The sequence below is a fragment of the Domibacillus robiginosus genome (assembly GCF_000966195.1).
GTDB classification, from domain to species: Bacteria; Bacillota; Bacilli; order Bacillales; family Domibacillaceae; genus Domibacillus; species Domibacillus robiginosus.
Map to the genome: position 1 here is coordinate 1 of NZ_LAHL01000021.1, position 20,407 is coordinate 20,407.

The 20,407-nt window shown below is 44.0% G+C and carries 19 protein-coding genes, 15 tRNA genes and 1 riboswitch; of the genes, 25 read left to right on the plus strand and 9 right to left on the minus strand.

Going from position 1 to position 20,407, the window contains the following annotated elements:
• The first annotated feature begins 44 nt into the window (after nucleotides 1-44).
• From VP97_RS12700 to VP97_RS12780, 17 genes are all read left to right on the plus strand, one after another.
• Nucleotides 45-119: transfer RNA gene (locus VP97_RS12700), tRNA-Asn, on the plus strand.
• Nucleotides 120-124: 5 nt separating this feature from the next.
• Nucleotides 125-216 (plus strand) — tRNA-Ser (locus VP97_RS12705).
• 26 nt (nucleotides 217-242) lie between these two features.
• Nucleotides 243-317: transfer RNA gene (locus VP97_RS12710), tRNA-Glu, on the plus strand.
• A gap of 4 nt (nucleotides 318-321) precedes the next feature.
• Nucleotides 322-397: transfer RNA gene (locus tag VP97_RS12715), tRNA-Val, on the plus strand.
• Between the two features lie 9 nt (nucleotides 398-406).
• Nucleotides 407-480, plus strand: a tRNA-Met gene (locus tag VP97_RS12720).
• Between the two features lie 6 nt (nucleotides 481-486).
• Nucleotides 487-563: transfer RNA gene (locus tag VP97_RS12725), tRNA-Asp, on the plus strand.
• 26 nt (nucleotides 564-589) lie between these two features.
• Nucleotides 590-662: transfer RNA gene (locus tag VP97_RS12730), tRNA-Phe, on the plus strand.
• 7 nt (nucleotides 663-669) lie between these two features.
• A tRNA-Thr gene (locus VP97_RS12735) sits at nucleotides 670-745 on the plus strand.
• A 17-nt stretch (nucleotides 746-762) separates the two neighbouring features.
• A tRNA-Tyr gene (locus VP97_RS12740) sits at nucleotides 763-846 on the plus strand.
• A 5-nt stretch (nucleotides 847-851) separates the two neighbouring features.
• A tRNA-Trp gene (locus tag VP97_RS12745) sits at nucleotides 852-925 on the plus strand.
• 27 nt (nucleotides 926-952) lie between these two features.
• Nucleotides 953-1,028 (plus strand) — tRNA-His (locus tag VP97_RS12750).
• 6 nt (nucleotides 1,029-1,034) lie between these two features.
• Nucleotides 1,035-1,109 (plus strand) — tRNA-Gln (locus VP97_RS12755).
• Between the two features lie 7 nt (nucleotides 1,110-1,116).
• Nucleotides 1,117-1,191: transfer RNA gene (locus VP97_RS12760), tRNA-Gly, on the plus strand.
• An 8-nt stretch (nucleotides 1,192-1,199) separates the two neighbouring features.
• Nucleotides 1,200-1,273, plus strand: a tRNA-Cys gene (locus VP97_RS12765).
• Between the two features lie 8 nt (nucleotides 1,274-1,281).
• Nucleotides 1,282-1,365 (plus strand) — tRNA-Leu (locus VP97_RS12770).
• A gap of 191 nt (nucleotides 1,366-1,556) precedes the next feature.
• The gene (locus tag VP97_RS12775; protein WP_050182243.1) at nucleotides 1,557-2,351 is read left to right on the plus strand and encodes a hypothetical protein; all 795 of its coding nucleotides are present in this window, start codon (nucleotides 1,557-1,559) and stop codon (nucleotides 2,349-2,351) included.
• A 119-nt stretch (nucleotides 2,352-2,470) separates the two neighbouring features.
• Entirely contained in the window at nucleotides 2,471-3,187 is a 717-nt protein-coding gene (locus tag VP97_RS12780; RefSeq protein ID WP_050182244.1) for a metallophosphoesterase family protein, read from the plus strand.
• Between the two features lie 201 nt (nucleotides 3,188-3,388).
• On the opposite strand, the gene VP97_RS12785 is transcribed toward VP97_RS12780, so the two are convergent.
• Complete coding sequence (locus VP97_RS12785) at nucleotides 3,389-3,904, minus strand: hypothetical protein (RefSeq protein WP_050182245.1); 516 nt, start codon at nucleotides 3,902-3,904, stop codon at nucleotides 3,389-3,391.
• Nucleotides 3,905-4,047: 143 nt separating this feature from the next.
• A riboswitch (TPP riboswitch) is annotated at nucleotides 4,048-4,163 on the plus strand.
• 135 nt (nucleotides 4,164-4,298) lie between these two features.
• On the opposite strand from VP97_RS12785, the gene thiC reads away from it, so the two are divergent.
• The 4 genes from thiC (at nucleotide 4,299) to VP97_RS12805 (ending at nucleotide 10,096) form a co-directional block, all read left to right on the plus strand.
• Nucleotides 4,299-6,008 (plus strand): phosphomethylpyrimidine synthase ThiC, encoded by a 1,710-nt coding sequence (gene thiC, locus VP97_RS12790; protein ID WP_281175096.1) that lies wholly within the window; start codon nucleotides 4,299-4,301, stop codon nucleotides 6,006-6,008.
• A 101-nt stretch (nucleotides 6,009-6,109) separates the two neighbouring features.
• A complete protein-coding gene (gene queG / locus VP97_RS12795; protein WP_050182247.1) occupies nucleotides 6,110-7,246 on the plus strand; it encodes a tRNA epoxyqueuosine(34) reductase QueG in 1,137 nt (378 codons plus the stop codon).
• 27 nt (nucleotides 7,247-7,273) lie between these two features.
• Nucleotides 7,274-7,747, plus strand: a complete 474-nt coding sequence (gene trmL, locus VP97_RS12800) for a tRNA (uridine(34)/cytosine(34)/5-carboxymethylaminomethyluridine(34)-2'-O)-methyltransferase TrmL (RefSeq protein WP_050182248.1) — start codon at nucleotides 7,274-7,276, stop codon at nucleotides 7,745-7,747.
• Between the two features lie 465 nt (nucleotides 7,748-8,212).
• Complete coding sequence (locus VP97_RS12805; protein ID WP_050182249.1) at nucleotides 8,213-10,096, plus strand: PrkA family serine protein kinase; 1,884 nt, start codon at nucleotides 8,213-8,215, stop codon at nucleotides 10,094-10,096.
• Nucleotides 10,097-10,128: 32 nt separating this feature from the next.
• Here VP97_RS12805 and VP97_RS23865 read toward each other — a convergent pair whose 3' ends face one another.
• Nucleotides 10,129-10,302 carry a hypothetical protein gene (locus tag VP97_RS23865; RefSeq protein ID WP_156153489.1) on the minus strand — a complete coding sequence of 58 codons (174 nt, stop codon included), beginning with the start codon at nucleotides 10,300-10,302 and terminating at the stop codon, nucleotides 10,129-10,131.
• Nucleotides 10,303-10,375: 73 nt separating this feature from the next.
• Here VP97_RS23865 and yhbH point away from each other — a divergent pair, with 73 nt between their 5' ends.
• Both yhbH and wrbA read left to right on the plus strand, forming a co-directional pair.
• Nucleotides 10,376-11,512, plus strand: a complete 1,137-nt coding sequence (yhbH, locus tag VP97_RS12810; protein WP_050182250.1) for a sporulation protein YhbH — start codon at nucleotides 10,376-10,378, stop codon at nucleotides 11,510-11,512.
• A 74-nt stretch (nucleotides 11,513-11,586) separates the two neighbouring features.
• A complete protein-coding gene (wrbA, locus tag VP97_RS12815) occupies nucleotides 11,587-12,183 on the plus strand; it encodes an NAD(P)H:quinone oxidoreductase (protein ID WP_050182260.1) in 597 nt (198 codons plus the stop codon).
• Between the two features lie 33 nt (nucleotides 12,184-12,216).
• Here wrbA and VP97_RS12820 read toward each other — a convergent pair whose 3' ends face one another.
• The 5 genes from VP97_RS12820 to VP97_RS12840 form a co-directional block, all read right to left on the minus strand.
• The gene (locus VP97_RS12820) at nucleotides 12,217-13,518 is read right to left on the minus strand and encodes an NCS2 family permease (protein ID WP_050182251.1); all 1,302 of its coding nucleotides are present in this window, start codon (nucleotides 13,516-13,518) and stop codon (nucleotides 12,217-12,219) included.
• A gap of 114 nt (nucleotides 13,519-13,632) precedes the next feature.
• Nucleotides 13,633-14,244, minus strand: coding sequence for a nitroreductase family protein (locus VP97_RS12825; RefSeq protein WP_050182252.1), 612 nt, complete (start codon nucleotides 14,242-14,244; stop codon nucleotides 13,633-13,635).
• 164 nt (nucleotides 14,245-14,408) lie between these two features.
• Nucleotides 14,409-15,407: an inorganic phosphate transporter gene (locus VP97_RS12830; protein WP_050182253.1), complete on the minus strand. Its 999-nt coding sequence runs from the start codon at nucleotides 15,405-15,407 to the stop codon at nucleotides 14,409-14,411.
• Between the two features lie 13 nt (nucleotides 15,408-15,420).
• The gene (locus VP97_RS12835) at nucleotides 15,421-16,038 is read right to left on the minus strand and encodes a DUF47 domain-containing protein (RefSeq protein ID WP_050182254.1); all 618 of its coding nucleotides are present in this window, start codon (nucleotides 16,036-16,038) and stop codon (nucleotides 15,421-15,423) included.
• A gap of 48 nt (nucleotides 16,039-16,086) precedes the next feature.
• Nucleotides 16,087-16,995 carry an RluA family pseudouridine synthase gene (locus tag VP97_RS12840; RefSeq protein ID WP_050182255.1) on the minus strand — a complete coding sequence of 303 codons (909 nt, stop codon included), beginning with the start codon at nucleotides 16,993-16,995 and terminating at the stop codon, nucleotides 16,087-16,089.
• 92 nt (nucleotides 16,996-17,087) lie between these two features.
• On the opposite strand from VP97_RS12840, the gene VP97_RS12845 reads away from it, so the two are divergent.
• Nucleotides 17,088-17,441: a DUF5365 family protein gene (locus tag VP97_RS12845; protein ID WP_050182256.1), complete on the plus strand. Its 354-nt coding sequence runs from the start codon at nucleotides 17,088-17,090 to the stop codon at nucleotides 17,439-17,441.
• 40 nt (nucleotides 17,442-17,481) lie between these two features.
• On the opposite strand, the gene VP97_RS12850 is transcribed toward VP97_RS12845, so the two are convergent.
• Together VP97_RS12850 and VP97_RS12855 are read right to left on the minus strand one after the other, a co-directional pair.
• Nucleotides 17,482-17,958 (minus strand): thioredoxin family protein, encoded by a 477-nt coding sequence (locus tag VP97_RS12850; protein WP_050182257.1) that lies wholly within the window; start codon nucleotides 17,956-17,958, stop codon nucleotides 17,482-17,484.
• 4 nt (nucleotides 17,959-17,962) lie between these two features.
• Nucleotides 17,963-18,379 (minus strand): disulfide formation protein C, encoded by a 417-nt coding sequence (locus VP97_RS12855; RefSeq protein WP_425388468.1) that lies wholly within the window; start codon nucleotides 18,377-18,379, stop codon nucleotides 17,963-17,965.
• A 201-nt stretch (nucleotides 18,380-18,580) separates the two neighbouring features.
• On the opposite strand from VP97_RS12855, the gene VP97_RS12860 reads away from it, so the two are divergent.
• A complete protein-coding gene (locus tag VP97_RS12860; protein WP_050182259.1) occupies nucleotides 18,581-20,314 on the plus strand; it encodes a phospho-sugar mutase in 1,734 nt (577 codons plus the stop codon).
• The last annotated feature ends 93 nt before the right edge of the window (nucleotides 20,315-20,407 follow it).

Below are 20,407 nucleotides of genomic sequence, written 5' to 3' on the forward strand. Positions count from 1 at the left end.
TGTGAGAGCAGGACGCCGCCTGGCGGAAGATTTTATATAAGTATTCCGCAGTAGCTCAGTGGTAGAGCAATCGGCTGTTAACCGATCGGTCGCAAGTTCGAGTCTTGCCTGCGGAGCCATTTATGGAGAGCTGTCCGAGAGGTCGAAGGAGCACGATTGGAAATCGTGTAGACGGTTACCGCTGTCTCAAGGGTTCGAATCCCTTGCTCTCCGCCAGTATACTCTACGAAAAAATACATATTGGCCCCTTGGTCAAGCGGTTAAGACACCGCCCTTTCACGGCGGTAACACGGGTTCGAATCCCGTAGGGGTCACCATTTTGGAGGATTAGCTCAGCTGGGAGAGCATCTGCCTTACAAGCAGAGGGTCGGCGGTTCGATCCCGTCATCCTCCACCATTTTATTATCGCGGGGTGGAGCAGCCCGGTAGCTCGTCGGGCTCATAACCCGAAGGTCGCAGGTTCAAATCCTGCCCCCGCAATTATTTGGTCCGGTAGTTCAGTTGGTTAGAATGCCTGCCTGTCACGCAGGAGGTCGCGGGTTCGAGTCCCGTCCGGACCGCCATTTATTTACATAGTAGTTTCGAAAAAGGCTCAGTAGCTCAGTTGGTAGAGCAAAGGACTGAAAATCCTTGTGTCGGCGGTTCGATTCCGTCCTGAGCCATTATGTTGCCGGTGTAGCTCAACTGGTAGAGCAACTGACTTGTAATCAGTAGGTTGGGGGTTCAAGTCCTCTTGCCGGCACCATTTAGCATATATAACGTGGAGGGGTAGCGAAGTGGCTAAACGCGGCGGACTGTAAATCCGCTCCTTCGGGTTCGGCAGTTCGAATCTGCCCCCCTCCACCAGTTTTAGGGGCATAGTTTAACGGTAGAACAGAGGTCTCCAAAACCTCCGGTGTGGGTTCGATTCCTACTGCCCCTGCCAATTGAGTATATTAGTTAAATAACTATGGCGGTCGTGGCGAAGTGGTTAACGCATCGGATTGTGGCTCCGACACTCGTGGGTTCGATTCCCATCGATCGCCCCATATAAATGGGCTATAGCCAAGCGGTAAGGCAACGGACTTTGACTCCGTCACGCGAAGGTTCGAATCCTTCTAGCCCAGCCATTTTTTTGCGGAAGTAGTTCAGTGGTAGAACATCACCTTGCCAAGGTGGGGGTCGCGGGTTCGAATCCCGTCTTCCGCTCCAATAAATATGGCGGCATAGCCAAGCGGTAAGGCCAAGGTCTGCAAAACCTTTACCACCGGTTCGAGTCCGGTTGCCGCCTCCATTGTTTTTGCCGGCGTGGCGGAATTGGCAGACGCGCTGGACTCAAAATCCAGTTCCTTCACGGGAGTGCCGGTTCGACCCCGGCCGCCGGTATCAAACGGCGTAACCCTTCAACAAATGTTGAAGGGTTTTTTATTTGTGAACAGTCCCGTCCTTCTTTTTGATCTCCTCTTTTTCTTTTTCTATATAGATAAATAGTAGCAACTGTTGTGAATATTGTTTAAAATCTCTCCTTTTCGGTAATATCCTTATTAACTTATATTATTAAAATGGAGGGGTATGTAATGAAAACATCTACTATGGGGATCATTATCGGTTCTTCGGCTCTGGCATCTGCAGGAGCTGTAAAGATGACAAAGGGATACAGCTATAAGAAACAAATGGCTGAAAAGAGAAATCAAAAATTTAGTGCTGTAAAAGAAGTGAAAAAAGGTATCACAAATGGTGTAAAAACGGGTACGGGAAAAACAGCAAATCTTATTAAAACAGGTGTTGAAACAGAAGAAGAGATGATTAAGGGCGGTATTAATAAAACGATCCAGGGAGTTAAAACCGGTATAGAAGCACAGCAAAAAATGATGGAAAAGGAAAAAGAAATGCTGGATCGCATGAATTCGTCTCTTCAGAAAAAAGAAATGACAATGGGTGTCGTTGTAGGCTCAACCGCTTTGTTGACAACTGGAATTGTTTTAGCTTTGAACGCTTTTCAACAAAAGCAAGAAGCCGGCATTACAGGTACCGGAACAATGGGGAAAATCGGAACAGGCTTAAAAACTGGCACGACCAAAGTAGTAGATGGCATTAAGAACGGAATTGCCTCTAGAAAGGAAGAAACGATGGTCGTTGAAAAAACAAAATTTATTGATGATAAATCAACGGAGCTTAAAAAAGATAAAGTGGAAAGTTCCGATTCAAAAAAAGCCGATGAGTACGAAGGGCTGACTGAGCTTGACGCACAATATAGAGATGAATGGCAGGCAAATGGATTCCCGCAGACGAATGCTGAATTAAAAGCACTTGAAAAAGCGGAGGGCTCAGATTCTTCTGCTCCACAAAAAGAAAAAAATAACCTTAAATAAAATATAAAGCTCACCTTTATCGGTGAGCTTATTTCTTTACAGTAAAAAAAACTTGCTTGTCATAATTTTTTGTACATATTGACTCTTTATTTTAAAATTATAAAAAAAGGATGTTGGAAATGAAAGCAGCTTTTATCTCTGATATTCATGGAAATGCAGTGGCGCTTGAAGCTGTGTTGAATGATATCAAAACGAAGCAGGTAAATAAAATTTATGTGCTGGGAGACCTCTGTTACCGCGGACCGGAACCGAAGCGGTCACTGGAGCTGATTCAAGGGCTTCAAACAGAAGTGATTAAAGGAAATGCGGATGAATGGGTGGTACGCGGTGTTCGCAAAGGTGAAGTAGCAGAGGCAGCGTTGGAGCTGATGAATCAAGAACGTGACTGGACTGTATCACAGTTAGAAGAAGCGGATATCAACTACCTAGATGCTCTTCCAACAGAGCTTCATCTCGAACTGGATGGTGTAGCAGTTCATGCTTTTCATGCAGCGCCGGACAGCTTATTTACCGTTGTTTCTTCTTTTGAGCCTGACGAAATTTTAGAAACAAAACTGATGCTTTCTGAAAGTACTGACGTATATATCTACGCTCATATTCATAAGCCCTATATTCGGTTCATAAAAGGGAAGATCGTTATGAATATTGGCAGCGTTGGCCTGCCGTTTGACGGCGTCCAAAAAGCTTCATACGCTATTGTAGAAACGGACGGACACCGGATCAGCACTTCCATTGAAAGGGTGGAATTTGATGCGGACAAAGTGGTGAGTCAATACAAAGAAGTGAATTATCCAAACCAAAATATGCTGTCTGTTATTCAAAATGCTTCTCTTTAAATAAATAGCCTCTTCAAAGAGAAGAGGCTATTTCGCAGGGAGAAACCGATTAAAAACATCTAAGGACAGATTGCCATCGCATTAGATGGTGATTGGTTATCGGTCACAAGGTGAATGGAAAACGGGAATTGGTTTGCTTTTCTATTCAAAAAGTGAGGTTCCTTATCCTGCGCCTTGAAAAAGAGTCTCACTTTTTCAAGGTTAAAAATACTTTTCGTCATTGAACGCAATAGTGACCGCGTAATTTTTTGCATTGATTAAATTAGAAAGCTTATGAGCTTCCCGTTCAAGCTGAATCGCTTTTTGTCGATAGTCTTCTGGTTCAAACAGAGCTACTTTATAAACAGTAGTGTTCTCGGCATAGCCGTATTGGATTTCCTCTTTTGGAGAAGCGCCCAATTCCTTGCAAAGCCGTGCTTCTGCGCGAAGCTGCGTCGCCCATTCAATCGCTTCTACAAGCGGAATGGTTTCGTCCTTAAAGAAAACGGTATTTTCGCTGTTGGCTTTGTACATGAGCCGATCCAGTGTCCGGGCGTCTTTTCGAACTTCTTGAAGTTCTGCTTCTACAGCGCTTACAGTCCTTATATGAGCTGGAATCGAAGCGCCTTTTTCAATCGTTGTGTAAGCAACGCGGCTTATTTCTTCCTCAAGTTCATGCACTTTTTTCGTTAAAATGCTTTTTAACTTCACCGCTTCTGCTAAAGAAATATTCTGCATTGTAATGCCTCCGTTCGCCTGATAAAAACCTGATTATAAGCGTAGCATTTAAGGGTTCTTCGGGCAAATAAATAGCATTACATGGAAAAACTGCTTTACAGATCGTTTTGGTCATGTTACTGTTTTCATACAGCTTCATAATTTACAACTGCTGGGGGTGTCCGTTAGCCGGACTGAGAGAAGAGCGCGTTTTTAGGCTCTTTAACCCTTCGAACCTGATCTGGCCAGTACCAGCGTAGGGAAGTAGGGACACGGTTTTTACGCCGTTCATCATACTATTTCACGGGTTCTTTATTTTAAAAGAACCCGTTTTTGTTTTTTTACGTGTCTGTGTCCAGATCGGTTCCAGCAGTCCAGGGAGGAAAATAAATTGAATCGTTTGAAAAGTGAAAAAATCGACCTGCAGGCACAGTTTCCAGCAAGTGAAAAAGTTTATGTGAAAGGAAGTCAAACGGACATCCGGGTTCCATTCCGACAAATTAAATTAAGTGACACGAAAACAGATGCAGGAACCCATTCAAACGAACCGATCACGGTGTATGACACAAGCGGTCCTTATTCAGAGCCCGGTTTTATTGCAGATGTACATAAAGGGCTGCCACGCATAAGAGAGCAGTGGGTGGCAGCCAGAGAAGACACAGAGCTGTATGAAGGAAGAGAGGTAAAGCCGGAAGACAATGGGGTGAAAGAAGCGGAAGCGATGTTTCCAGCGGATTTTGCACATAAACCAAGACGGGCGCTTTCTGGCCAGAACGTAACGCAAATGCATTATGCGAAAAAAGGCACCATCACACCGGAGATGGAATATGTAGCGATTCGTGAGAACATGGATGCAGAAACGATTCGGGAGGAGGTTGCTTCCGGCCGTGCCATTATTCCGGCCAATATTAACCACCCTGAAAATGAACCGATGATTATTGGCAGCCGTTTTCATGTGAAAGTCAATGCGAATATTGGTAACTCGGCAGTGAGTTCATCTATTGAAGAAGAAGTAGAAAAAATGACGTGGGCAACGCATTGGGGTGCGGACACGATTATGGATCTGTCTACAGGAAAAAACATTCATGCGACAAGGGAATTTATTATCCGCAATTCGCCGGTACCGGTTGGCACTGTGCCGATTTACCAGGCTCTTGAAAAAGTAAAAGGCATAGCAGAAGATTTAACATGGGAAGTATATCGGGATACACTCATTGAGCAGGCTGAGCAGGGAGTCGATTATTTTACGATTCACGCCGGCGTACTGCTTCGCTATATTCCAATGACGATTAAGCGGACAACCGGTATTGTTTCACGTGGTGGTTCCATTATGGCGCAATGGTGCCTCGCTCATCACCAGGAAAATTTCTTATACACACACTTTGAAGAAATTTGTGAAATTTTAAAAGCGTACGATATCTCGGTTTCTTTAGGAGATGGTCTTCGTCCAGGATCGATTGCCGATGCAAATGACGAAGCTCAATTTGCAGAACTTGAAACGCTTGGCGAACTGACGAAAATCGCCTGGAAACACGATGTTCAGGTAATGATCGAAGGACCAGGACACGTACCACTTCATAAAATCAAAGAAAATATTGATAAAGAAATTGATATTTGCCAGGGCGCGCCGTTTTACACACTCGGACCGCTGACAACGGATATCGCACCGGGCTATGATCATATCACTTCTGCGATCGGCGCGGCGATGATTGCCATGTATGGCACGGCGATGCTTTGTTATGTGACACCGAAGGAGCATCTTGGCCTGCCGGATAAAAATGATGTTCGTGAAGGTGTTATTGCCTATAAAATTGCTGCTCATGCAGCGGATCTTGCCAAAGGCCATCCGGGAGCGCAGAAAAGAGATGATGCCCTGTCTAAAGCGCGCTTTGAATTCAGATGGCATGATCAGTTTAACTTATCACTTGACCCGGACCGGGCACGTGAATACCATGATGAAACTCTACCGGCAGAAGGCGCAAAAACAGCTCATTTCTGTTCCATGTGCGGACCAAAGTTCTGCTCGATGCGCATTTCCCATGATTTACGTAAGCAGGCAGCCGAAGATGGCATGAAAGAAAAATCAAAGGAATTTGTTCAAACAGGAAGCAGGATTTACAGCTGAGGTACTCGACTTTATCGTGTTTTTGTGAAATAATAAGAAAAACGACAAACAGGCAGACGGGATTCCCGTTTGCCTGTTTTCTATGGAACGGAGGAGAAGAAATGTACCGGCAGTTAAAGCAGGAACTGATTGACTACAGTAAAGAGATTGGCATTGATAAAATTGGATTCGCTGCAGCCGATCCGTTTCTTGAATTAAAGCAAAAGCTGGTGCATCAGCAAGAACTGGGGTATGCGTCCGGCTTTGAGGAGAAAGATATTGAGAAGCGGATCAACCCGGCACTCTTGATGGATCAACCACGTTCAATCATCGCCATAGCACTGGCATACCCATCGAAGCTGGAAGGAGCACCGAAAGGGAAAAGGGGAGAGCGGCGCGGATTGTTTTGCCGGGCGTCCTGGGGAGAAGATTATCACCTCGTTCTGCGCAGAAAACTGGAACAGCTTGAAGCGTTTTTAAAAGGAAAAGTAGCGGATGTTCAAACGAAATCAATGGTTGATACAGGTGAGCTGTCAGACCGTGCTGTGGCAGAGCGGGCCGGCATTGGCTGGAGTGCAAAAAATTGTGCGATTATCACGCCGGAGTTTGGTTCATACGTGTATTTAGGAGAAATGCTGACCAATATTCCTTTTGAACCGGACACACCGGTGGAAAGCCAGTGCGGCACGTGTACAAAATGTATTGATGCCTGTCCAACAAGTGCACTCGTTCAAGGAGGACAGCTTAATTCCCAGCGGTGTATCGCTTATTTAACGCAGACAAAAGACTTTTTGCCCCAGGAATTCCGTAAACATCTCGGAAACCGGCTGTATGGCTGTGATACGTGTCAGACCGTTTGTCCGGCAAACAAGGGAAAACATACATTAAACCACGAAGAAATGACACCGGCACCGGAAGAAGTGAAGCCGCTATTAGAGCCGCTTTTATCGATGAGCAACAAGGAATTTAAGGAGCGCTTTGGCGCGATGTCCGGTTCATGGCGCGGTAAAAAGCCGATTCAGCGAAATGCAGTTATTGCACTGGCTCATTTTAAGGAGCCATCTTCGCTGCCGGCCCTTGCTGCGCTGCTTCACGACGATCCACGTCCGGTTCTTCGGGGAACAGCAGCCTACGCTATTGGACAGATTGGCGGTGCAGAAGCAGAGTCGCAGCTGTCCAAAGCACTGGAGCGTGAAAAAGAAGCAGCAGTGCTGGATGAAATTAAAAAAGCACTCGGACAGATTGGTTCCATGTTATAATGATGAGTTGAAAAGGAGTGAAGTTTTGTGGCAGTTCATGTAGTGCTATACCAGCCGGAAATCCCGGCCAATACCGGAAATATTGCGCGGACGTGTGCGGCGACCGGCACACCGCTTCATTTAATCCGCCCGCTTGGATTTTCGACCGACGATAAAATGTTAAAGCGTGCGGGGCTTGATTACTGGGAGTTTGTTGATATTACGTATTATGATTCTCTTGAAGAGTTTTTTGAAAAAAACTCAAATGGACATATGTACTATCTTTCAAAGTTCGGTAAGCAGGATCACGCCAAGTTTGACTACAGTGATACAGAACAGGATCATTATTTTATGTTTGGCAAAGAAACAACGGGTCTTCCAAAGGATTTAATCGCGGCCAATATGGACCGCTGCCTGCGCATCCCAATGAATGAGCATGTCCGCTCACTTAATTTGTCCAATACAGCGGCCATTCTTATATACGAGGCACTTCGGCAGCAGGGATTTCCAGGCCTGCATTAATACAGGAAGCGCAAGACGGCTGTTCAGGCCCAGCAGGCATAAGATAAACCGCATTGGTGGCGTTTTTTGCCACAAAGGCGGGAGAGCTTATGACCGAGGAACTGGCCGACTGAAGCTGGCTCAAAAAAGCGCAGGACGTTTTAAGTTAAATGATGGTTATAATCACTTATTAAAAAAAAAGCTGTACCGATTTTTTTCGGTACAGCTTTTTTTATTTTATTTTGCACCCGGCTTGTCGTCGTAGCCTGCTGTGAAAATCGCTGTTAAAAAAGCGACACAGACGAAAAGAACACCTAATAATCTCATGGAAAGTAGCTCCTTTCTTTAACGTAAACGCCTTCATCTTTCATTATTATAACGGATGAGATATTGAATGTGAACGCTTCTTTTTCTCATAAATGGTTTCGGCCGCGCATAAAATCCGATAAATACGCCCATTAGAGTGCGGAGCGGAGGGAGCCATTTATGACGATACTCGATAAAATTCAATCATGCCGTGCCGAAGAAGAAAAGCTGCGCTGGGAAGGAACATTCAGGGAGTATTTGGAGCTTGTGAAACAAAAGCCGCATATTGCAATGCCTGCACATGCGCGTATATACAATATGATTCGTTCATCCGGCACAACTGATGGCAACTATGACTTTTTCAGCCGTGAGCTTTTCGGTCTGGAAGAGCCGATTAAGCGCCTTGTGGAAGAGTATTTTCATCCAGCAGCAAAAAAATTAGATGTGAGAAAACGGATTTTGCTGCTAATGGGTCCAGTTGGAGGCGGGAAGTCAACGATTGTCTCCATGCTCAAACGCGGACTCGAGCAGTATACACGTACAGATGCAGGAGCCGTTTATGCAATTAAAAACTGCCAGATGGCAGAAGATCCGCTTCATTTAATCCCACGTGAGCTTCGAGACGATTTTTATGAAGAGTATGGTATTCGTATTGAAGGGTCACTGTCTCCTTTAAATGCCTACCGGGTTGAACATGAATTTGGCGGCCGTATTGAAGAAGTGCCAGTGGAACGTATTTTCTTTTCTGAAGACCGCCGTCGTGGTATCGGTACCTTCAGTCCGTCTGATCCAAAATCACAGGATATTGCGGATTTAACGGGCAGTATCGATTTTTCAACGATTGCTGAATTTGGATCTGAATCTGATCCACGTGCTTACCGTTTCGATGGAGAATTAAATATTGCGAACCGAGGTTTAATGGAATTTCAGGAAATGCTGAAATGTGATGAAAAGTTCTTATGGCACCTGCTGTCTCTTACACAGGAAGGCAATTTTAAAGCCGGCCGGTTTGCACTTATTTCAGCAGATGAAATGATTATTGCTCATACCAATGAAACGGAGTATCGTTCGTTTATTGCCGATAAAAAAAATGAGGCTCTTCATTCACGTATGATTGTTATGCCAGTGCCTTACAACCTCAAAGTTACAGAAGAGGAAAAAATTTATGAAAAAATGATTCATGAAAGTGAAGCAGCTTCCATTCACTTTGCACCGCACACATTCCGCACCGCCGCGATGTTTACTATTTTAACCCGTTTAAAAGAATCGAGCCGTGCAAACATTGACCTGGTTATGAAAATGAAGCTTTATGACGGAGCAGTAGTAGAGGGCTTAACAGGAATAGACGCTCTTGAACTTCAGAAAGAACATCCAGATGAAGGAATGGATGGCATTGATCCACGGTATGTAATGAATCGAATCTCTGCTGCTATTATTAAAAAAGGAACAAATTCGATCAATGCACTTGATGTGCTTCGTTCATTAAAAGATGGCCTGGATTCCCACCCATCTATCACAAAGGAAATGCGCACAAAGTATTTACAGTTTATTTCCGAGGCACGTAAGCAGTACGATGAAACAGCGAAAAAAGAAGTGCAAAAAGCTTTTGTCTACTCGTATGAGGAATCGGCTCGTGCATTGATGGACAACTATTTAGACAATGTGGAAGCATACTGCAACAAAGTGAAATTAAGTGATCCGCTGACAGGTGAGGAAATCAGTCCGGACGAGCGTTTAATGCGGTCGATTGAAGAACAGATTGGCGTGTCGGAAAACGCTAAAAAAGCATTCCGCGAAGAAATGCTGATTCGAATTTCCGCTTATGCCCGTAAAGGCAAGAAATTTGATTATCGTGAGCACGACCGTCTGCGTGATGCGATTCAGAAAAAGCTGTTTTCCGATTTAAAAGATGTAGTTAAAATTACAACGTCGTCTGTAACGCCAGATGAGCAGCAGCTTAAAAAAATGAATGAAGTGACGGCGCGTTTAATTGACGAATGTGGGTATAATTCAGTTTCTGCCAATGAATTACTTCGCTACGTTGGAGGACTTTTAAACCGATAACCAAAAGAAAAACCCGGTTGCAGGCAGCCGGGTTATTGTTTTCCATCGGTTGATTGGTCAAATTGAATGGGATCAGGCTGTCGTTCATGCTGCTGTAGCTCTTCGTTGGTCCGCTGTCGTTCCATTTGACGGCCAAGGATTTCCATGTCTTCAAAACTTGTGACCATTGAATTCATCGGCTCTTCTTCACGCTTTTTCAAATTCATAATGAGTCACCTCGCGTTCTTTTCTATTTATTTACCCTGGATGTAAGCAAATAAAACCTAAGGAGGAAACAAAATGGAGCGGTCCTATCACTTATCAGAAGAAGACTGGTCTTTGCACCGTAAAGGGTACGATGATCAGGAACGGCATCGTCAAAAAGTAAAAGAAGCGATTAAAAAAAACTTAGCTGACATGGTAACGGAAGAGCAAATTATTATGTCAGACGGAAAGCGGACAGTAAAGCTGCCAATCCGATCACTTCAAGAATATAAAATCCGCTATTCTGATGAAAAGTCCAAACATACCGGGCAGGGAAAAGGAGAAGTCGGCGATGCCATCGCCCGGGCTGGCGGCGATGAAAAAAGTGCGCCAGGAAAAGGTAAAAAAGCCGGCGACCAGCGTGGGGAAGATTTCTATGAAGCGGAAGTAAGCATGGCCGAAATTGAGGAAGCTCTGTTTTCTGAGCTGGAGCTGCCAAACCTGGCTGAAAAAGAAAAATCAGAGTCTGTTATTACTGATTGGACGATTAACGATATTCGTAAAACAGGCGTGACGGCCCGTATTGATAAAAAGAAAACATTAATGGCTGCTTTTAAACGAAATGCACTGGCAGGTGAAACTTCTTTTTTTCCTGTTCGTCCAGAAGATCGGCGTTTTCGCTCTTTTACAGAAGAGAAAAAGCCCCAGTCAAAAGCCGTTATTTTTGCGATGATGGATACGAGCGGAAGTATGGGGCCGTTTGAAAAGTATATTGCCCGAAGCTTTTTTTTCTGGATGACTCGTTTTTTAAGAAAAAAGTATACCACTGTTGATATTGTTTTTATTGCCCACCATACAGAAGCACTCTTGATGGAAGAAAATGATTTTTTCACCAAGGGAGAAAGCGGTGGAACCATTTGTTCATCTGCTTATCGTCTTGTTTTGGAATTAATGGAGAAAAAGTATTCGCCGGAGCGATACAATATTTACCCATTTCATTTTTCCGATGGTGATAATCTGGCATCAGACAATCCTCAATGTGTAGCCCTGCTTGAAAAAGTACTGCCACACTGCCGCATGTTCGGATATGGAGAAGTAAATCAATACAATCGGACCACTCCGCTTATGTCTGCTTTTCGAAAAGTACAAAATCCATTGTTTAAATCGTATGTGATCCGCAAAAGAGAGGATGTATACCCGGCCCTTTCTTACTTTTTTCAGCCAGACAAATAAAAAAGGTTTTGTTTGTTTCTCCAGCGGGCAAACTCAGCAGTAGGAGTAAACCACGCATGAGAGGAGCTCAAAAAATGACCAATTTAGCAGTTATTTATTACAGTATGACGGGTACAAATTTTCAATTGGCAAAGTGGGCAAAAGAAGCCGGAGAAGAAGCAGGAGCAAATGTGAAGGTGCTTAAAATTCCGGAAACAGCTCCGGCATCGTCCATTGAAGAAAATGAGGCCTGGAAGGCGCACGTAGAAGAAGCGAAGGATATTCCAGAGGTTACGCTGGCTGACCTGGAGTGGGCAGACGCTATTGTATTCAGTGTACCGACTAGATACGGTAATGTACCCGGTCAGTTCAAGCAGTTTATTGATTCAACCGGCGGCCTGTGGGCAACCGGAAAGCTAGCTAACAAAGTTGTCAGCGCTATGACCTCAGCTCAAAACGCACATGGTGGACAGGAACAAACGATTCTTCAGCTTTATACAAGTATGTATCATTGGGGCGCTATTATTGCAGCACCTGGCTACACGGACCCCGTCTTGTTTGAAGCAGGAGGAAATCCATATGGCACAAGTGTGTCAGTAGGAAGAGACGGCATGAAAGAAAACGTGGAAGCAGCGGTAAAGCATCAGGCGAAGCGTACAGTCTCAGTTGCGAGTGCTTTGTCTTCTTTATAAAAAAATCCGCCCCGGTTGCCGGGGCGGATTTTTTTAATGTGGTAAAAATAAAAGCTGGTAGAGAAACAGCACGGCAAAAATATACACAAGTGGATGAATCTCTTTGTAGCGTCCCCGGGCAATTTTCACAAGCGGATACGATACAAACCCAAGCGCGATGCCAGTCGCAATACTTGACGTCAGCGGCATCGTTAAAATAATAAGAAACGCAGGAAATGCTTCGTCAAGCTCACTCCAGTTGATTTTCGCTGCGTTTTGCATCATCAAACAGCCGACAATGATAAGCGACGGCGCTGTAATAGCAGATATACCTGATACTGCAGAAACAAGAGGTCCGAAAAAAGCAGCTATAATAAACAGTACAGCTACTGTAACAGATGTTAGTCCTGTTCTTCCGCCAGCTGCAACACCAGTAGACGATTCAATATAAGCACTCGTCGGGCTTGTACCGGCCATCGCTCCAATTGATGTAGCGACAGAATCGGCCAAAAGCGCCTGGCGCGCCCGGGGCATTTTGTTTCCTTTCATCAAGCCCGCCTGCTGGGCAACGCCAACCATTGTACCTGTCGTATCAAAAAGAGTTACCAGTAAAAACGAAAACACAACCGCATATAATCCATGGCTCACTACATCCCCAAGCGCTGAAACAGGGTTGAGCGCTACAAGCCCATCTGGCATAGACGGCATGCCGACAAAGCCCTCTTTAAAAGAAAGTTGACCGGTAAAAAGAGCCACAAGTCCGGTAATAACCATACCGATAAACAGTGCACCATTAATGCCCCGCACCATTAAAACAATCGTGATCGCGAGACCGAACAGAGCCAAAAGAGCGGAGGGGCTTTTTAAGTCACCGAGTTTAACGAGGTTGCTTGGGTCTGCAGCGATAATACCGGTGAGGCGAAGCCCGATAAAAGCAATAAACAGGCCAATACCAGCCGAAATACCATGCTTTAAATTTTCCGGGATGGCTTCAATTAATTTTTCGCGAAGCGGTGTTAAAGACAAAATGACAAACAAAAGGCCAGAAATAAAAACAGCCGCAAATGCTGTTTCATAAGTAATGCCGCCGTGTGATCCGACGACTGAATAAGCGAAATAGGCATTCATCCCCATACCAGGGGCAATCGCAATCGGATAGTTAGCGAACAAGCCCATCCAAAGTGTGCCGACAACAGCGGCGATAATGGTTGCTGTAAACACCTGTTCAAACGGGACGCCCGCATCTGACAAGATAATCGGGTTTACTACAACGATATATACCATTGTCAGAAAGGTCGTTAAGCCGGCAAGCATTTCCGTTTTAACGGTCGTCCCGTGTTGATTCAATTTAAACATTTCTTCATTCCTCCAAAAACAAGCGTTAAAATCCCATGTTAATACTAGACGTTTTCTGAAGCGGGTGCAAGAGGCAATTCAAAAAGCCGCCCTGTGAAAAGAGCGGCTTTTTTCTTATTCTGCGTAAGTAACAAGCTGGTTGATCGGCAGGCGATCAGTAGGGCGGCCCTCCTGAAGAGCTTTACCAACTGTAATGAGCATCGTTGGCAGATAACGATCAGGCACGTTAAATGTTTCTACAAGGCCAGATACGTTAAAGCCGCCAATTGGACATGAGTCATATCCTTTTGCACGTGCAGCCAGCATAAACTGCATGGCAGCCAGCGATGAGTTTAAAATGGCGCCATCCCGTGGATATTCCGGACGTTTGTAAGCTCCGTTAATTTGCCCGGCTAAAATTTCTTTAAGCTCAGGGGTGATTTCACCATTTTCCACCTGTGGGTCAAAAACAGGATCTGTATTTAAGTTCCCCTGCAGATCACCTAGAATACAAATAACAGCCGAAGCCTCTACAATTTGCTGCTGATTATAAGCAATAGGCAGCAATTTTTGCTGTACGTCTTTTCCATGGAAAACAAGAAAGTGCCATTGTTGCAAATTCCAGGCAGAAGGCGCCCGTCCTGCTGTTTCAAGCAGTTCTGTTAGTTCTTCTTTCGATATATAAGCATTTGGATCGTATACCTTTACCGAACGGCGGCCAAGAGCTACTTCAAAAAAGTCTGACATAAACAAAAATCCCCCTATATCGACATTTTTCGCCATGAAAGCGAAAAACTCGTTCCTTTATTACTTTTCATAAGTGATATTCGTTTTTCACTTTAATCAATATCTGTTCATACGTCAAGAAATCGGATTTTGCATAAAAAAGCTGAATCAGGCACTGATTCAGCTTAAAGAAAGATATTGAGTATATAGTAACAGATGGCTGCAAGAGTAGCAGTGATCGGCAATGTGATGACCCAGGTGATCAGCATACGCTGAGCCGTATCCCATTTAACTCCCTTGACTCGGTGGGCAGTACCAACACCGAGAATAGAAGAAGAGATAACATGGGTTGTGCTGACCGGTAAATGAATCATTGTGGCGCCAAAGATAATTATCGCAGATGAAAGATCGGCTGCGACACCGTTGACCGGACGGATTTTCATAATCTTGCCGCCAACAGTTTGAATGATTTTCCACCCACCGACTGACGTACCAAGCCCCATTGCCAGCGCACAGGAAACCTGTACCCACAACTGGATATCTGTTGACTGCTGGTAGTTTCCAGCGATTAATGCCATTGTAATGATCCCCATCGCTTTTTGCGCATCATTCGTACCGTGTGTATAAGACTGCAGAGCAGCAGTGGCAATTTGAAACATTCGGAAATTCCGATTTGTTTTCGCTAAATTGTTGTTTTTAAATACAACTTTAAAAATACTATAGACAATAAAGCCAATTGCAAAAGCAAGCAACGGCGAGATAATAAGTGCTTGAAGAATTTTGAAAAATCCGCCATAATTTAACGCCTGGAACCCGGCTGCTGCAATCGCCGCTCCGGCAATAGAGCCGATTAAGGCATGAGATGAACTGCTCGGAATCCCGTAGTACCAGGTAAGCAGGTTCCAAAAAATAGCGGCAATCAACGCGGCCATAATGACAACGAGCCCATTCTCGAGCATAAATGGATCAACAATATCTTTTGTGATTGTTTTAGCTACACCGGTAAAGGTCATAGCCCCTAAAAAGTTCATAAAAGCGGCTAATATAATTGCGCGCCGAGGTGTAAGAGCTTTCGTTGAAACGGCCGTTGCGATTGCATTAGCGGTATCATGGAATCCATTAATGAAATCAAACGCGAGCGCAAAAATAACAATCAAAATAGTAATAAGAAATAATGTATCCAACGGTCAAGACCCCTTATGCGTTTTTCATAATGATGGTTTCAAGTGTATTTGCAACGTCCTGGCAGTAATCCGCGATTTCTTCCAGGTTCTCATAAATTTCTTTCATCTTGATCAAGCGGATTGGATCTTTTTCGATTGTGAAAATATGTTTAATAGATTGGCGCAGAATGCCATCGCAGACCGTTTCATATTCCTTGATTTTAATGGCATGGGTGCGAATTGTTTGCAATTTTTTAACAGTAAGCAGTTCAACAGCTGAGACAATTTCATCTGCACAAGAACGGATTGCATCAACAAATTTCAACATGTACTCATCCACGCTGATAACAGAATACATTTCAAACATAGCAGCTGTCGCTTCGATACCGTCGAGTACATCGTCCATGCTCATTGCCAGCGCCAGAATGTCCTCACGTTCAATTGGTGTGATGAAAGTGTGGTTCAATTCTTTAATCACTTCATGCATAAGGTCATCGCCTTTTGTTTCGAAGCGTTTCATCTCATCTGAAAAGATTTTTAAATCGCCGGCATTGTTCAGCTTATATTCAGCGAAATAATCCGCACCTTCTTTTAAATTTAACGCAATCGCTTCAAGCAGTATTGAAAATTTATCTTTTTTCTGTTTAAACACGTTCCTAACCTCCTGAAAATAGTTAAAAATAATCTCAACTTTCCCATTCTACTCGAAAAATGTCAGTAAAAAAAGCTTTTTTATCGATTCGCTGATAGGTGCCGATACGGTTACGCAATCATTTACAAATGGATGAGGAATTGTTAGTTTTTCTGCGTGAAGCAGCGGGTACTTGGAAATCTGGCTACCGCCATACAATGCATCACCAGAGATTGGATGGCCAATCGATGCTAAATGTACACGAATTTGATGAGTCCGTCCTGTTTCAAGCCGGCATCGAAGCAGAGAGAAGCCGTCCTGTACTGCAACTCGCTCAAAGTGTGTAACAGCCGTTTGACCATTTTGGGAAATACGCCGCCTCGACGGGTGATGGCGATCTTTTCCAATTGGTTTTGTGATTGTACCACTTTTTTTTAACACATGACCATCCACTACTGCGTAGTATGTCCGAAAAATTTCTTTTTTCTCAAGCAAACGGGAAAGGGCCGCATAAGCTGCTTCATGCTTGGCAAATAAAACAGCTCCACTTGTTCCCTCATCAAGCCGGTGAACATGCCGTACGGGAAGAACATCTCCTTTCAATGAAACATGGTAGCAGACACCATTCAGCAACGTGTGGTGTTCATCGGGTTCATTTGGATGTGTTTTCATCCCGGCTGGCTTATCTGCCACAATAAGATGATCATCTTCATATAAAATAGAAGGAGATGGTGGAGCAGGGTGGCCGCCAAATGAACCGGACTGGAAAAAAGGAACGGACAGACGGTCATTCGGCTGGAGCGGCTGCCGCCAATTTGCCGGCTGGCCGTTTAACAAAATAGCTTTATCCATTCGCCATCTATGCACCATTTTTTTAGGAAGCTGCCATTTTTCTGCAAGAATCGACTCAATCGTCGTACCCGCCCATTCTGTATCTATATGCATAACCCACTGCTGATCTTGCCGAATAGTGTGCATAAAATTCACCCTTTTCAAATAAATAGATATTTTCTCTGCAAGAATTGTATGGTATTCTGATAGGAGACTGCAACTAAAGGTGGCTGTAAATCATGTCCATTCTTATGTCTTCAACTATTGAACAAGAAGAGAAAATTAAAACATTGTGTTCTTATTTGTCGAGTCAGGTATTTCCACGTTATATTCATTCGGAACTTGTCGAAATGCTTGAAGAGGAAAATCTTTTTTCGATCGATGATAAACAGCTTGAGTATGTGGAATCTCTTCACGATGCTTCGCGTGTGATTACAGCACTGAATACGATTATTTCCATTTTAGAAACCTCATCTCTATCTACTCAATATGAAGCATTATTTACTGAAAGTATTCATATCCTGCAAAGTTATCAAATTGTGTTTCCATTTCCGCTGTCTTTTTTTATTGAACATAAGCGGACGAATTTTTAAAAATAAAGCGGCCTTCCCAAAAGGGAAAGCCGCTCTTTTTTTATTGTTTGTTTTCTTTTGTCTGATTTAAAAAAGCGGTCCATTCTGCTTCGGGCTGACTGCCAACAAGCCGGTCTTTTTCCACGCCGTTTTCAAAATAAACAAGCGTCGGTGTGTATTCAATCCCGTAATCCGTCCAGCCTTTTTCGAATTCAAGCAGGTTGTATTGAAGCACTTCAACATTTTCATCGTCTGCAATCGGCATTAAAACAGGTGTTGTTTCCTGGCAGTGAGGGCAGGTTGGGCTGTAAAAATATACAACCGCGTCTTCACCATCTTCTATTTTTTTCTCCAGGTCCTCAGGCAGGACGATATTTTGATAGTTTGGATCATCCAGCTGTTTCACTGTTTCTGTATGAAGGTCATCCTTGCCGTACGGATTTCCTTTCGATGCCTCTTCTTTCTGGTATTGCGTTACAAAAGCAATCGCGCCGAATACGGCAACGAGAATCACCGCAAAAATAATTACTTTTTTCAATGAGTTACGCTCCTTTTCTTTTTAAAATTAGTAAGCTTGAAACAAAAATAATCGTAAATGCAATCAACGCAAGAAATGGGATTGTAATGAACCCAAACCAGTTGATATACATCCCGGTACATGGTACACGGCCGCAGACGGGGGCAGCATCCGATAAAAAATCAATTTTTTGAATGCCATAATGGTAAAGCGAAATCAGGCCGCCAATACCGGACAGAGCAAGTGAATACACAGCGGCTTTTATGTCCTTTCTGGCGATAGCAATACCGAGAATTAAGACGAGTGGGTACATCAAAATACGCTGGTACCAACAAAGCTCACAAGGTTCGTAGCCGACAACCTCTGAAAAATAAAGACTGCCCAGCATGGCTGTAAACGAAGCAGCCCATGCGGTAAAAAGCAGATTTTCTTTCTTAAGCATCATCAATTCCGCCTATCATAAGAATAATTGCTGAACAATAGCATTATAGTCTGAACAAACAAGAAAAGTAAAACATTCTGAGCGGCTTTGGTGCTTTGGCTGTTTTTGATTGGAAATGAATGAGGTTTATTGTTATTAATTCTGTGAAATAAAAGAAACAGATGGTATGATATAGGAAATCATAGTTTGGAGGGAATGCCTGTGGCCTGGAAAGAAGAATATACGAGATGGAAAAACTATTCAGAGCTTGACAAGGAAATGAGCGAACTGCTCTTTTCTATTGAGGAAGATGAAAAAAGTTTAGAAGACGCTTTTTACAAAAATCTTGAATTCGGTACGGGCGGCATGCGTGGTGAAATCGGTGCCGGAACAAATCGAATGAATGTATATACGATTCGGAAAGCGTCCGCAGGTTTAGCGGCTTACATAACAGAACAAGGGGAAGAAGCGAAAAAACGCGGTGTAGCGATTGCTTATGACTCCCGCCATAAATCTCCGGAATTTGCGCTTGAAAGTGCAAAAACTCTCGCATCGGCAGGTATTCAAACATACGTTTTTGATGAGCTTCGCCCGACACCGGAATTGTCTTTTGCAGTACGTGAGCTCAATGCCTTTGCCGGTATCGTCATTACGGCAAGCCATAATCCGCCTGAATACAATGGCTATAAAGTATATGGGCCTGACGGCGCTCAGCTTGCTCCGGAAGCGGCTGACCGTGTTATTGACAAAGTGAACGCGGCAGGCGATGAACTTCAAATTGAAGTAAAGAATGAAGAAGTGCTGAAAGAACAGGGTCTTATCCAAATAATTGGGAAAGAAATTGATCAGGCCTACGTGAACAAGCTTGTGACTATTTCGGAATGGCCGGAAGCTTCACAGGAATCAGATGTTAATATCGTATTTTCACCGCTTCATGGTACAGGCAACAAGCCTGTGCGTCAGGCACTTGAAGCGCTTGGCTATCAAAATGTAACGGTTGTAGCCGAACAGGAGCAGCCGGATGCAAATTTTTCAACAGTGAAATCTCCAAATCCGGAAGAAAAAGCGGCGTTTGAATTGGCGATCCGTGATGGACAAAAAGTAGATGCGGATATTCTCATTGCCACAGATCCAGATGCAGACCGTCTTGGTGTTGCTGTAAAAGACGAAAATGGCGGATACATTTTGCTGACAGGAAATGAAACAGGTGCTGTACTGGTGGACTATATATTAGCCCGCAAAAAAGAAAAAGGCACCCTTCCTGAGAATGGCCGTATTTTCAAAACGATTGTTACCTCTGAACTTGGACGCGCAGCAGCGGCTCAATACGGCGTTTCATGTGAAGATGTTTTAACCGGCTTTAAATTTATCGGTGAAAAAATTGAACAGTATAATGAGTCCGGTGAATATAAGTTTTTGTTTGGCTACGAGGAAAGCTATGGATATTTAATTGGCGATTTTGCACGCGACAAAGATGCTGTACAGGCGGCACTGTTAGCTGTTGAAGCATGCGCGTATTACAAAAATCAGGGGAAAACCCTTCACAACGCCCTTATGGATTTGTACGAGCGTGTTGGCTACTACAAAGAAGGCCTACAGTCGTTAACATTAAAAGGAAAAGACGGGGCCGAGCAAATTGCAGGACTACTTTCTTCTTTCCGTACGCAGGCACCCGAATCGATTGCCGGCATTCCGGTAGCGTCTGTAGAAGATTATCATACGGGTGAACGTACGATCCTGGCGACAAATGAGAAGCAAACCATTGAGCTTCCTTCTTCAAATGTTTTGAAATATTTTCTCGAAGACGGTACGTGGGTATGTGCCCGCCCATCTGGAACAGAACCAAAAGTGAAATTTTATTTTGGTGTAAAAGCGGATTCGTTCAAAGACGTAACCGAGAAACTTGCGCTTGTACAAGAAGACTTTATGGCGCGTGTGAATGATATGCTGAAATAAGAGCCGGAAAGTGACGCCGAAAGTGAGCATTTTTGGGCAGCCTGGAAGAAGAGACAGATTTATCTGTCTCTTCTCAGACTGTAGACAAACTCG

What these genes read in the sequence shown, in the direction of transcription:
- VP97_RS12805 (WP_050182249.1), top strand. Translation starts at nt 8,213, where the DNA reads ATGACGATACTCGATAAAATTCAATCATGCCGTGCCGAAGAAGAAAAG.
- VP97_RS23865 (WP_156153489.1), bottom strand. Translation starts at nt 10,302, where the DNA reads ATGAATTTGAAAAAGCGTGAAGAAGAGCCGATGAATTCAATGGTCACA.
- VP97_RS12825 (WP_050182252.1), bottom strand. Translation starts at nt 14,244, where the DNA reads ATGTCAGACTTTTTTGAAGTAGCTCTTGGCCGCCGTTCGGTAAAGGTA.
- VP97_RS12845 (WP_050182256.1), top strand. Translation starts at nt 17,088, where the DNA reads ATGTCCATTCTTATGTCTTCAACTATTGAACAAGAAGAGAAAATTAAA.
- VP97_RS12855 (WP_425388468.1), bottom strand. Translation starts at nt 18,379, where the DNA reads ATGCTTAAGAAAGAAAATCTGCTTTTTACCGCATGGGCTGCTTCGTTT.
- VP97_RS12785 (WP_050182245.1), bottom strand. Translation starts at nt 3,904, where the DNA reads ATGCAGAATATTTCTTTAGCAGAAGCGGTGAAGTTAAAAAGCATTTTA.
- yhbH (WP_050182250.1), top strand. Translation starts at nt 10,376, where the DNA reads ATGGAGCGGTCCTATCACTTATCAGAAGAAGACTGGTCTTTGCACCGT.
- VP97_RS12780 (WP_050182244.1), top strand. Translation starts at nt 2,471, where the DNA reads ATGAAAGCAGCTTTTATCTCTGATATTCATGGAAATGCAGTGGCGCTT.
- VP97_RS12820 (WP_050182251.1), bottom strand. Translation starts at nt 13,518, where the DNA reads ATGTTTAAATTGAATCAACACGGGACGACCGTTAAAACGGAAATGCTT.
- queG (WP_050182247.1), top strand. Translation starts at nt 6,110, where the DNA reads ATGTACCGGCAGTTAAAGCAGGAACTGATTGACTACAGTAAAGAGATT.
- VP97_RS12775 (WP_050182243.1), top strand. Translation starts at nt 1,557, where the DNA reads ATGAAAACATCTACTATGGGGATCATTATCGGTTCTTCGGCTCTGGCA.
- wrbA (WP_050182260.1), top strand. Translation starts at nt 11,587, where the DNA reads ATGACCAATTTAGCAGTTATTTATTACAGTATGACGGGTACAAATTTT.
- VP97_RS12840 (WP_050182255.1), bottom strand. Translation starts at nt 16,995, where the DNA reads ATGCACACTATTCGGCAAGATCAGCAGTGGGTTATGCATATAGATACA.